The sequence below is a fragment of the Kordiimonas lacus genome (assembly GCF_001550055.1).
GTDB lineage: Bacteria > Pseudomonadota > Alphaproteobacteria > Sphingomonadales > Kordiimonadaceae > Kordiimonas > Kordiimonas lacus.
The window spans coordinates 15,823-27,970 of sequence record NZ_LRUA01000004.1; the positions used below are offsets into that span (position 1 = coordinate 15,823).

Below are 12,148 nucleotides of genomic sequence, written 5' to 3' on the forward strand. Positions count from 1 at the left end.
CTCCCCAAGTATAATGCGATCGCAACGAGGCTTCAGATGAATCTAATGGAGATTGAAATGAAACCTGTAACAACAACTGACCGTCTGACAAAGACACTTTCACTGAGCGCATTCACGCTGTCCCTTGGCCTTGTTATGGCTGCCGCGGCTCCGGCCAGCGCTGTCAGCAACACGGGTCCGGTGGCTGGTCCGGATACGCTGCAGGTGGCCGGTATGGCCGGTGTGAAGCCTGATGCCCTTCCCAAAGTAATCAAGGCTGTATCCCCGGAATATCCAAGCCACGCACAAGCAATCGGCCGCGAAGGCTGGGTGATTGTTGAGCTGGATATCGACGAGCAAGGCAAGCCATATAATGCCGAGATCGTCGACAATGGCCCGAGCCCTCTTTTCAAGCGGTCAACACTTCGCGCCATCGAACAATTCCGGTTCGAGCCCGCCACGTATGCAGGTGAACCAGTCGCAGTGACTGGCAAGCGCTACAAAGTGGTTTACGCCTTCCAGGATAGTTAAGGGAGTTCGACCGCGGCAGTCCGCTCTCGCTGACTTTCCCTTCCCTTCCTTCCCAAATGTCACGCAAGTGACAGGTCCGGTGGGGGCGGATCCTTCCACTGCCGTTATCCCTGGGGCGAGGTCTTCATTAAAGACCTCGCCCCAAACTTATCCAGCATCCTCCAGAGTGTGATTTGAAAATGATCAGTGGTTAATAATTGATCATGTTAGCAGCTTACCCTTTGGGTACCGCCTACGAACCTGACGGTGCTACTGCATGGAATTTCTATTGAAAATCATCATGTTAATGGCACTGCATTAGTAATTCTATATGCACTTCAAGTGGTTAGGTTGGTTCCGACCCATGAGGCTGGTTATTGCTGCAGGCGAGCAGGCGGGATGCCTGAATCTGGCATACGGCTTGCTGTTAGATGGTGTGTCCGGTCCAGCTGAAGCCTGCGACCGGGCCAGTTGAATAACGCGTAGAAAAAACAGCAGCCTGGCTGCAAACAAAGAGAACGGCATTTATGGCAGACAAAGACCTGAACATTCTGGTGATAGATGAAGATCCAGGCCGAGCAATGCTTCTGGAAGAGGCGTTGGTGGATGCGGGCTATACCCATGTGGTGACAATTCAGAGCACCACCAATCTGCACCAACGCATCGCGGCACTTGCACCCGACATGGTGATTGTCGACTTGCAGAACCCTGACAGGGATACGCTGGAAGGCATGTTTCAGGTGACCAAATCGGTCAAGAAACCAATCGCCATGTTTGTGGATCAGTCTGACGGTGAAATGATCCGGCGTGCCGTGGAAGCGGGCGTCAGCGCCTATGTGGTTGATGGGCTGAAACGGGACCGCGTGCAGGCGGTGGTTGATGTGGCGGTAAACCGGTTCGAGACCTTCCAGCGGCTGACCGACGAGCGCGACGCGGCGCGCAATGCGCTGGCTGACCGCAAGACCATCGATCGGGCCAAGGGCTTGCTGATGCAGCACCGAAAGATATCTGAAGATGACGCCTACAAGCTGATGCGCGGTGCCGCAATGAAGCAAAGTCGAAAGCTGGTGGATATCGCCCAAAGCATTATCACTGCGATGGAACTGGACGCCCAATTGATGGATGGAGGCCGCGATGCCATTTGACAAATATTCGGCTGTGCGAGCTGGCTATGTCGCGCTCACGGATTGTGCGCCGCTTATTGTGGCTCAGGAACTGGGTTTTGACCGCCAGGCGGGCATCAAGCTTGAACCGGTTCTGTTGAAATCCTGGACGGCAGTGCGGGACGGCCTGGCCTTCGAGCAGCTTGAATGTGCCCAGATGCCGGGCGCATTGGCGCTTGCGATGCACCTGGGTATTTCCGGCCTGCGCGTCCCGGTGCGCGCACCCCTGATGCTGGGCCATGGCGGCAATGCCATTACGGTGTCGACAAAGCTTTATGAAGAAGGTGTCGCGCTTTTGGGTGGCGAGCATGAAGGACCACGCGGTGAAAGCGGTGTGCTGGTCAGGCTTGTTGCCGAGCAACGCAAACTGCGCGGAGAGCGGCGAATCAGGATCGGTGCCGTACATGCGTTTTCAAGCCACAATTATGAGGTGCGCGCCTGGCTTGCGCACGCCGGCATTGACCCGGATACAGATGTGGAGCTGATCGTTGTGCCACGCTCCAAAATGGTGGAAGCACTGGCGACTGGTGAAATCGATGGTTTCTGCGTGGGTGACCCTTGGGGCCAGCTGGCGGTTGAGGCCGGCATTGGCCATATCGTGGCCACCAAGGCCGACCTTTATCCCTACAGTCCGGAGAAGGTTTTGGCCTTCCGGGACACTTGGGTTAAGGGCCATCAAGACGTTGCAGAGGCTACCGTGAAAGCCATTGCACAAGGCTTGGAGTGGGCTGGACAGGAAGAAAATCATGAGGAGCTGGCGTTTATCCTGTCAAACAAGGACTATCTCAATGTGCCAGCGCCCATCCTGATGCGAACTCTTTCCTGCAAGCCTCAGTTGGCGCCAGGGGCAGGTGAAACCCTTGTGCCGCGGTATCTGGAATTTGGCGGTGATTGTCTGCCAACCAAGGCGGGTGCCCTGTGGCTTCTTGCCCAGATGCGGCGCTGGGGGCAGGCAGAGGCGGGTTTTGAGAAAGACCTGGGCACGATCTTCCAGCCGTTTACGCGGGTGATTGGAGCGGACCCGGAACAGGACAATTCCGTGAATGAAGACCCTGGACGGATGGCGTTTGACGGCGTGCCCTTTACCGCGAGTGATATAGAGGCCTATCGCCACAATTTTGCGGCCAGTGGTCAATCCTGATATCCGCTAAGGCCTTCCCGCGGGAAGGCCTTCCACTTTTCCTTGGGTGTGCCGCCATACAGTGGCATGATTTCCCTTCACTTGACGCTTATCAAGGCTGCCAAGCTGCTGCCGGGGTACGATCAAGCGTGTTGATGAGGGGATTTTATGCTGAAGCTCAGGCGTATTGCGATTGATACCTATGGGGCCAATGTGGCGTTCATAGCCCGGACGTGTAGCATCTATCGTCCGGAAGAATTTCAGGCATTTAACAAGATCAAAGTGGTGCATGACGGCCAGACATTGCTAGCTAGCCTGATGGTGGTGGATGATCTTTCTATCGTGGGCGAAGATGAGCTTGGCCTTTCGGAACAGGCGTTTGGCCGTCTTGGCATGCCGGAAGGGGCCATGACCGCGATTGCACCAGCTGAACAGCCGCGCAGCCTTGACCATATCCGCAAGAAGATACTGGGCCATACGCTCGAACCTCACCAGCTTGAGGAAGTGGTTTCCGACATTGCGGGCAGGCGCTGTTCCGAAATGGAAATCGCAGCCTTCCTTGTGGCCTGCGCGGGTTTCATGACAACTGCAGAGATGCTGGCGCTTACAAAAGCCATGGCCAAAGTGGGCAACAAGCTGACCTGGCGGGCGCCTGTGGTGGTGGACAAACACTGTATTGGCGGTATCCCCGGTAACCGTACGTCGATGATTGTGGTGCCCATTGTGGCCGCCCACGGCCTGCCAATCCCGAAATCCTCGTCGCGCGCGATCACGTCACCTGCTGGCACAGCCGATACCATGGAGGTGCTGGCGCGGGTGGACCTTTCGATGCATGAAATGCAGCAGGTGGTGGATGAATGCGGCGGCTGCCTGGTTTGGGGTGGTCATGTGAATCTGTCGCCCGCCGATGACGTGATGATCTCCGTCGAGCGCCCGCTTGCGATCGATACGCGCGAACAGATGGTGGCGTCCATCATGTCGAAGAAGATGGCTGCGGGGTCCACGCACCTTGTGATTGATATCCCGATCGGACCGACAGCCAAGGTAAAAAGCCATGGCGACGCCATGCGCTTGAGGAAACTGTTTGAATATGTGGGCCATGAAGTGGGGCTGCATGTTGAGGTGGTTACCACCGATGGCAGCCAGCCCATTGGACGCGGCATCGGCCCTGTTCTTGAAGCCCGCGATGTGATGGCCGTGCTGGAGAACACCCCCGATGCGCCAGCTGACTTGCGCGAAAAGTCACTGCAGCTCGCGGGCGCACTGCTGGAAAATGATCCTGCACTCAGGGGCGGGTCCGGCTATGCTCGGGCGCGTCAGCTTCTGGAAAACGGAGAGGCGCTGAAGTCGATGAACCGTATCATTGATGCGCAGGGCCGGAAAACGGATGTTCCTTGCACCGGCGAATTGACCCATGACATCCTGGCGTCCGGGCCGGGCAAGGTGACAGGGATCGACTGCTTCCGCATCGCCCGGTTGGCAAGGCTGGCGGGTGCGCCGATGGATTGCGGCGCCGGGATCGACCTGTTCAAGAAAGTGGGTGACCCTGTGGAGATGGGTGAACCGCTTTACCGCATCCACGCCTGCTTCGAATCCGACTTCGGCTTTGCCCTGAAATTTGCGGAGGAAGGCGATGGTTACACCATTGGGGACGACGCATGATGGCCGCATCCCTGCATGTCTACCCAGGCCAGGACCGGCCCGCAGGTTTGCTTGCCGTAAAGCTGGGGCTTGAGACGCACAATATAAACATCCACACCTTCCCAGATGGGGAGAGCCTGTTGCGAGTGACCCCGGTGCGGGGCACGGCCATCATCTACGCGAGCCTTGACCACCCGAATGACAAGCTGATCCATATTTTGCAGGCTGCCCAGGCGCTGCGCGAAGGTGGCGCGGCGCGGGTTGTGCTGGTGTGCCCCTACCTTTGCTATATGCGACAGGACAAGGCTTTTCATGAAGGCGAAGCGGTTACACAGAAGCTTCTGGGGCCGCTTCTGGGGCCGTCTTTTGATCGCATCATAACCGTTGATCCCCACCTGCACCGTGTGTCTTCACTTGTGGAGGTTTTCCCAGGCCGGGAGGCGGATGCGCTTTCCGCCGCAGCGCTGATCGGGGAGGCCGTGACCGCAGATGACACGCTCAAGGATGCTGTGCTGGTTGGCCCTGACGGTGAATCACGCCAGTGGGTTGCGGCTGCGGCGCAGGCTTCCGGCCTGGAGTTTATCGTCGCCACCAAGGAACGCTTCGGGGACCGGGATGTGCGGGTCTGCCTGCCGGACGCCGACCAGGCCAAAGGGCGGCCTGCGGTTATCATTGATGACCTGATTTCAAGCGGCGCAACCATGCAGGCCTGTGCGCGTCTTCTATTGGACGCGGGGGCTTCCCGCGTGGAAGCCATGGCCGTTCATGCTGTGTGCGGCGAAAAAGACCTCGGCCACCTGAAGGACGCCGGTATCGCCCGGGTGCGGTCTTGCGACGGCATCCTGCACACCACAAATGCCATTTCCCTTGCGCCGCTTCTGGCCAAGGCTTTAACGCGGGAGGTCAGCGCATGACCCTGAAGGTAAAATTTTGCGGTGCAGCGGGCACCGTAACGGGTTCCTGCTATTGGGTTCGGTTCAGGGACACTCAGTTCCTGGTGGATTGCGGCATGTTTCAGGGGCCGAAGTCGGTGAAGGAACTGAACTATGGCGACTTCCCCTTCAATCCGGCGGAGATCGATTTTGTGCTGCTGACACATGCGCACACAGATCACGCGGGCATGCTGCCGAAGCTGACCAAATACGGTTTTACAGGCCCTATCTATACCACGTCGGGTTCCCGCGACCTGCTTACCTACATGCTGCCAGACAGCGCCCATATCCAGGAAATGGAAGTCTCCCGCCTTAATCGTCGCAACCGGCAGCGGGGCAGGGACGAAGTCGAGCCCATCTATACCGGCGAAGACGTTGAAGCCTGCCTTGGGCAAATACGCGCGGTTGATTATGAAGACTGGTGTGAACTGGATGGTGTGCGCGCGCGCTTTTGGAACGCGGGCCATATCCTTGGCGCGGCATCGGTTGAGCTCGAAGTAACGCACGAAGAAGGGCGCACCGAACGGATGCTGTTTTCCGGCGACATTGGGCCGGATCACAAGCTGTTCCACCCTGACCCCGAAGCGCCCAGCGGGCTGGATTACCTGTTTATGGAGTCCACCTACGGCGGACGTGAGCGCGCAGACCTGGCGCCCAAGGAACGCCGCGCACTTCTGGCGCACGAAATCAACGAAGCGCTGAAAGGCGGTGGAGCACTGGTGATCCCGGCTTTTGCTGTGGAACGCACCCAGGAACTGCTGCTGGACATCGCCTTTCTGTTGAAAAGTGGCGACATACCGTGTGTGCCTGTGTTCCTTGATTCACCGCTTGCCATCCGGGTTACCTCTGTGTTTGCGGATCATGCATGCAGCCTTGAAGATGTTGATTGTAGCGGCTCGCTCTTCAACCACAGCAGTTTCCATTTCACTGAAACTGTGGAGGAGAGCAAATCCATCGCCCGCTTCAAAGGGAACATGATCATTCTTGCAGCATCCGGCATGTGTGATGCCGGTCGTATTCGGCACCATCTGAAAGACCATTTGTGGCGCCCGCAGTCTACGGTCCTGCTGGTTGGCTATCAGGCAGAGGGCACGCTCGGTCGCCTTCTGGAGCAGGGTAAGAAGCGTGTGAAAATACAGGGAGAGGAAATTGAGGTTCGGGCCAATATCCGCACTATCGATACCTATTCCGGGCACGCCGACCATAATGGGCTGATGGAATGGGTGAAGGAACGGTTGCCGGTCAGGCGGAATATATTCCTTTGTCACGGTTCCGCCCAGTCGCTGGAGGCCATGAGGGCGGCGCTCGTTGAATCGGGCATCCCGGATGACCAGCTTATCGTCCCGCAACTGGATGACGACTATACCCTTGAGGACGGCAAGGAAGTGCCGAAGCTGAACCGGGTGATCAGGCGGCTTGATCCTGCAGCGGTGGAAAAGCCTGACTGGCACAACGACCTGGCAGCATTGACGCTGGACCTGAGGCGGCAGCTTGAAGCTGTGAAGTCAGACCAGCAACGTAAAGAGTTGTTGGCAAGGCTCAAGGAGCTGTTGCACGAATATCAAGGCGAATAGCCGCCGCAGGAAGGCTGCGACGGCTGGGTGACAGGTTAGTCTTCGCCAGTGAGCCAGCCTTTAGCCAGTTGCTTCTTGGCTTCTTCTTCGCCCATCTTGATCAGGGCCTGGATGTCGCCTGAGTCAAAATCGGTCACATCGATCGGCAGCCGGTCTTCGGGCCTGATCTCAACGAATTCGATGATGCGCTTACCGGATGCGATTTCCTGGCCGCCAATTTTACAGGCGTGGTTGATCTTGCGCACTTCATTCAGGTCATTGTTCATCACCTCGCTTGTCAGCGTGCCGATGGTGCGCTTCAGAAGCTTCAGGATGTTTCTGAAGTTCTTTCTGGCATAGTCGGGCGTCATCTGCTCAGGCTTCATGGCGATGATAGCCATCTGGTCTGCGCCGCGCTTGATGGCTGGTTTGAGGGGGGCGATGTTCCTGATGCCGCCGTCCGCCATGGGCATGTCATTGATCCACATCAGTGGCATCGTGACCGGCTCACGGGTGGAAGCGATGACATAGTCAAGAATATCGTCGCCGAAGGTTTCAACGCTGGCCTCGAAGAAATCACCTGTCGCCATATTGGTGACACCACAGGCGTAATAGGCCGGGCTGGCGCGCAGGTTGTCGGGCCGGATGTTGGCCCTGGCAAGGTCAGCGGCGCCGTCCATGGTGGTGAGGCCGTCAAACTTGCCAAACAGAACGTCGCCAACCAGTTCAAGGGTGCCGCGTTTCTTGCCGATGGAGCCGAAGCTGGTGATGTTGTCGCGCCAGAAGGCCTCAATTTCATTGCCGATTTCCGGCCAGTCAGGCTGTTTGCCTGCCAGCACGGCGGCGCCCGCACGGTCAGCCAGGAAGCCCCCATTCATGGAGCCCACCGACACGCCATAAATGGCTTCGGGTGTGAACATCGACCCGTCCGCAAATGTGTGGTTCAGAACTGCCTTGATTGCGCCGGCCTGATAGGCGCCTTTTACATTGCCGCCGGACAGCACAAGCGCGCGTTTGAAGCTTGCCATCGATACCTCCCCCGTATGGTTGCAAGTTATAAGTGCTAAAAATGTAACTAAACGAGTAAAGCTTAGCGAGGTTTTTTATATCTTGTGAGTGTTAAATGGTTGTGTGGGCATTTCACGATTGGTCATTATGTGCGGGTATTTGCCCCCCTGCGCGCAGGGACATTCATAGCCTTCGGGGCGCATGATGATGAGGCCGTTCTTGTGCGAATGCGAGGGGCCTATAAAGACCTGCAGGTGGGAGGCGCGAAACCAGATTTCGGAGGGCGATGAAAAGTCTGAGCCTGCCGCCGGCGGGACAGCCGGGACAGGCTCAATCTGGAACAAAAGAGGATATCCTTGATACCCACCTTCAAAGGGTGACGATGTCCATTGGTGCGGTAGGTTTGAAGCGGGAAGCGATTAACCCGACACCAATATCGTCGTCGCCCCGTGATTGGTAAACCTGTCAGGCTGTGTCGGGGCGCGCTGCTACAAAGGGAAGCAATTCTGTAACCGCGAACCTGCCGAACAGTGTGATACAGCAGCGGGAGAGATGGTTTGGCTGTTGCATCACATGCCCTGACCTGTCTGGAGCTTTTCAACTCCGCCAATCATTGAAGGCACATTCTGTATACGCCTGCGCAGTGGCCTACTACTTGATGTAGGTCAAGACGATGCGTTTTTTAAAAAGATTTATTTTCCAAAAAAAAGGCCCTTTCAGGGTCCCGAAGGGGTGGGGCTGAAAGGGCACAGAGGAGGTCACGCCTATTGGCGCTCAGGGAGGTCTAGAGGATACAGAGAGATGCTCTGTATTTCATTGTACGTGAGCGCAGTGTATTTCCCTTCGCGATAAGAATGACTATTGACGCAGCTGGGGCGAAAATGGTGAATTAACCCAGTTTCAGGCCAGTTTGACGATAAGAGGACAGCGTGAGCACAGGTACGGTAAAATGGTTCAACAAAGCCAAAGGCTTTGGCTTTATCGCCCCCGACGAAGGCGGGGACGATGTGTTTGTGCATATTTCCGCGGTCAAGGAAGCCGGGCTTGTTGAGCTTCAGGAAGAACAGCGCCTGTCTTTTGAATTGCAGGACGGGCCCAAAGGCCGTGTGACCGCAGGTTCGCTGAAACTGGTTTCCTAAGCGCGCTCAAGCGCCGCCGCGTCCCCTGCTATGATAGCCGGAATGTGCTGGCTGATTTTCTCAATTGGCCAGTCCCACCAGGCAACCCTGAGAAGGCGATCAATCGTTGCCTCGTCAAAACGCTGCCGTATCACACGGGCCGGATTGCCGCCGACAATGGCGAACGGGGGAACATCTTCAGTCACCACCGACCGGGCGGCGATGATGGCGCCATGCCCAATGGTGACCCCGGGCATCACCAGGCTTTCAAACCCGAACCACACATCGTGGCCCACGACCGTGTCACCGCGCGTTGGCAGGTCTGCCAGCATCGGCATATGATCCGCCCAGTCAGCCCCGAAGATCGGAAACGGAAAGGTGGACGGCCCGTCCATCCGGTGGTTGGCCCCGTTCATGATGAATTTGGTGCCGGTGGCCAGCGCGCAGAAGCGCCCGATGGTCAGCCGGTCGCCGACAAAATCATAATGGTACAGAACATTGTTTTCCTGAAAGGCCTCCGGGGCCTTCGGGTCGTCATAATAGCTATAGTCGCCCACCTCGATATTCGCGCCGGAGACGACGTTCCTGAGGAAGACAACACGGTCGGTATGGGCAAGCGGATAGCGCTGGCCCGGATCGGGGTGATTGATTTTTGTATGCATAACAAAGCCTTGCTGCAAAATGGCAGATATAGATGGCCCGTTCCGGCTGTATCGCGGGGCTGGGTTTTTTAGGCGGCTTTGTTCATCGGCAGGGTACTCACGTTCGTTAGCTGGCGCCTTTCATAGCGGGGAAAAGCGCCAGCGGCAAAGATTTTATCATTGGCCAACCAGCATCATGTCAGAAGGATAGGTAACCCTGTAGCTGTGGTTGATCTTCCACACCTCGCCCGGCGCCATGGTCTTGCGCCACATCATCAGGCCCTGCTTGTCGTCCATGTCTGTTTCAGTAGGCTTCGTCGCGTCCGACAGTGTCCTGACCTTGACGTCTTCATGGCCGGACACGGGCACCTGGTCAAAAATCTCCACCGTCATGGGGCTGGTGTGGTTGTTGGTCACGCTGATCACATAGCGCTTTTCTTCCACCTTCTTGCTGCCAAACAGGCCGCTGTCACCGTCCTCAGGCGCTTGCTCGGTATACTCAATGCTGATGGCATTGTCGGCGCCGTAAGGCAGCTTCAGCTTTGTGTCGGCTTCCAGATTGGGCCAGTAGCCCATGCCCACATAATGGCCGTCCCGACGCAATTTGGGCGAGACGTTACGCAGGCTTTCAAAGTCTGTCAGTTCCGTATCTGCAAACAGATAAGCGGTTGTATTCACGGATGGATTGGCGCGCACAACGAGAGAGACCGGAGAGGTGACATCCGATAGATCGACATATTCAGCTTCGTCAGTGGATGGAATGCTGACCGTCCCGGAAATCTGGTACAGTCGATCAAATGTTGTGGATGAAGAGTGCGCCCGTTGGGTGCCAGTTACCACCACTTCTTCCAGTGCAGCATCTTGGGCTGGGGACATTAGCCGTGATGGTGCCGCCGCATCCATTTCATAACGTCCCCGCTTTAGTTCTTCCGGATTCACAAGTGACAGGATGCGCGGATGTTGCACAATCTCCCCGAGTTCATCGCTTGGTTCATTGTTCGAAAGCGCGAGGGACACATCTGTCCAGTCCTCACCAGTTTCCTGTGAGACCACAGCGCGCGACCAAAGCGACAGGGACTTGGCGTCGGTGTCTAGCGCGCCATCAAGGCCCAGCTCCCACTCTGCGTCCTCAACGAAATAGGACAGCTCATAACTGACGTCCTGCGCTGTCGGGATCATCACCTCGAAGGTGGCCTTGTTATAGTCCGTGCGCTTGGGGCCGGCATTCGCCAGTTCGCGGCGCAGCTTCATGCGCTGTTCGTTAAGCGCCTTGCGGTCGCTTTTGATTGCCTCGATCTCCCCGAGCACTTTCACCGAATTGTCGCCAATGAAGGTCAGGGCATTTTGCCAGTCCGAGAAGGGCAGGGCCTGATCGGCCTTGCCGCCGTTTTGGTTGAGCGTGCGCAGGAACGCGAGCTGCATGTTCTTGGCTTGCTCTGCGGCCATCAGTTCGGCGTCCTTGGCGTCTATCTTGTCCAGTTCAGCTTCAAGGCCGGCCTGCCGGTCTGACCCGGCTGTCACCGAATAGGATGTATCAACATCCAGCGAATAGAGGCGCACAGCGCTGCTGTCGAAGCTGACGGTGAGTTGGTCGTCCTCGAATGTTCGCGTCAGCTTGTCTGCGGTGATGGTATGGCGCCCTGCGGGCAGGCGGATGGTGCCCGTTCGGGTAACCGTCGCGCCACCATTCCTGTAGACAACAACCTTTGAAATCGTTGGCTCAACGGTGAAGTCGTCGGCGATGGCGCCGGTGGCGACGGTGGAAACGCCGGCCATCAGCGCGGCAAAGATGCGGTTGGTCATGAAGTCCCCCATATGTCTCTCATCCCGGGCGAGCGCCCTAAATTCTGACAGGATCATTTAAACAGCTAAAACAAGCCTCACGCAACTCTGTGGCGACATCGGGGCAGGGGCACAGATGTGATTTCCTGCTTGCATTAGTATTATAGTTCGGATACGAAATAAATACTTCGGATGCGAACTATATGGATGAGCGGGATGAGCAGGCCCAAGATTTTCCACCTGATACATATGGCCCACCGGGCATTGTTCCGCGCGGCCGACCGGCTATTGGCAGAGCGTCATGACATCACGGCCGCTCAGAATGCACTATTGCTGTATCTGGAAAAGAATGAGGGCGCTTCCATGAGTGCGGTGGCGGCAGCGATCGGGCTGAAGAATGCAGCGACATCCGGACTGGTGGACCGCATGGAACACAAAGAGCTGATCGCCCGGCGCCCCAGTGCCCAGGACCGTCGTAGCTTTGAGCTGGTGTTGCTGCCAAAGGGCCGTGCCATCGCGCGGGAAAGCCACACCCTGATCCATGCCACCAACGACCATCTATTGGACGGTTTCACAGAGGCGGAGCAGGCCACCATCGCCCGCTTCCTGGAAACCGTGATGACCAAATCCGACGCATTTGAAATCGGTACGATCAGACCGGATGAAAAACAGTCAGCCTGACGGGAATTAGACGAGGAAAC

11 protein-coding genes are annotated in these 12,148 nt (G+C 57.0%); 8 read left to right on the top strand and 3 right to left on the bottom strand.

Translation table 11 applies throughout. The features are described 5' to 3' along the window. Positions 1-57 precede the first annotated feature (57 nt). The 6 genes from KORLAC_RS06725 to KORLAC_RS06750 all read left to right on the top strand — a co-directional run bounded on the left by KORLAC_RS06725 (position 58) and on the right by KORLAC_RS06750 (position 6,919). Complete coding sequence (locus KORLAC_RS06725; protein ID WP_160328607.1) at positions 58-510, top strand: energy transducer TonB; 453 nt, start codon at positions 58-60, stop codon at positions 508-510. Positions 511-1,016: 506 nt separating this feature from the next. Continuing rightward, positions 1,017-1,634: an ANTAR domain-containing response regulator gene (locus KORLAC_RS06730; protein WP_068304725.1), complete on the top strand. Its 618-nt coding sequence runs from the start codon at positions 1,017-1,019 to the stop codon at positions 1,632-1,634. Next, entirely contained in the window at positions 1,624-2,793 is a 1,170-nt protein-coding gene (locus tag KORLAC_RS06735) for a CmpA/NrtA family ABC transporter substrate-binding protein (RefSeq protein WP_068304727.1), read from the top strand. The genes KORLAC_RS06730 and KORLAC_RS06735 overlap by 11 nt, the downstream gene beginning before the upstream one ends. A 147-nt stretch (positions 2,794-2,940) precedes the next feature. After that, positions 2,941-4,434, top strand: coding sequence for a thymidine phosphorylase family protein (locus KORLAC_RS06740; RefSeq protein WP_068304729.1), 1,494 nt, complete (start codon positions 2,941-2,943; stop codon positions 4,432-4,434). Further along, positions 4,431-5,327 (top strand): ribose-phosphate diphosphokinase, encoded by an 897-nt coding sequence (locus tag KORLAC_RS06745; protein WP_068304731.1) that lies wholly within the window; start codon positions 4,431-4,433, stop codon positions 5,325-5,327. Before KORLAC_RS06740 ends, KORLAC_RS06745 begins: the two co-directional genes overlap by 4 nt. Then, positions 5,324-6,919 (top strand): MBL fold metallo-hydrolase RNA specificity domain-containing protein, encoded by a 1,596-nt coding sequence (locus tag KORLAC_RS06750; protein ID WP_068304733.1) that lies wholly within the window; start codon positions 5,324-5,326, stop codon positions 6,917-6,919. The genes KORLAC_RS06745 and KORLAC_RS06750 overlap by 4 nt, the downstream gene beginning before the upstream one ends. A 35-nt stretch (positions 6,920-6,954) precedes the next feature. Here the strand turns inward: KORLAC_RS06750 and KORLAC_RS06755 are convergent, their stop codons facing one another. Then, entirely contained in the window at positions 6,955-7,926 is a 972-nt protein-coding gene (locus KORLAC_RS06755) for a patatin-like phospholipase family protein (protein ID WP_068304735.1), read from the bottom strand. Between the two features lie 909 nt (positions 7,927-8,835). Between KORLAC_RS06755 and KORLAC_RS06760 the strand changes: the two genes are divergently transcribed. Next, a complete protein-coding gene (locus tag KORLAC_RS06760) occupies positions 8,836-9,045 on the top strand; it encodes a cold-shock protein (RefSeq protein WP_068304737.1) in 210 nt (69 codons plus the stop codon). Here KORLAC_RS06760 and KORLAC_RS19155 read toward each other — a convergent pair. Next, positions 9,042-9,686 (bottom strand): CatB-related O-acetyltransferase, encoded by a 645-nt coding sequence (locus tag KORLAC_RS19155; protein ID WP_068304738.1) that lies wholly within the window; start codon positions 9,684-9,686, stop codon positions 9,042-9,044. The two genes, KORLAC_RS06760 and KORLAC_RS19155, sit on opposite strands and share 4 nt — an antisense overlap. Positions 9,687-9,842: 156 nt before the next feature. Further along, positions 9,843-11,468 carry a mucoidy inhibitor MuiA family protein gene (locus KORLAC_RS06770; protein ID WP_068304739.1) on the bottom strand — a complete coding sequence of 542 codons (1,626 nt, stop codon included), beginning with the start codon at positions 11,466-11,468 and terminating at the stop codon, positions 9,843-9,845. Between the two features lie 195 nt (positions 11,469-11,663). Between KORLAC_RS06770 and KORLAC_RS06775 the strand changes: the two genes are divergently transcribed. Continuing rightward, positions 11,664-12,128 (top strand): MarR family winged helix-turn-helix transcriptional regulator, encoded by a 465-nt coding sequence (locus KORLAC_RS06775; RefSeq protein WP_068304742.1) that lies wholly within the window; start codon positions 11,664-11,666, stop codon positions 12,126-12,128. The last annotated feature ends 20 nt before the right edge of the window (positions 12,129-12,148 follow it).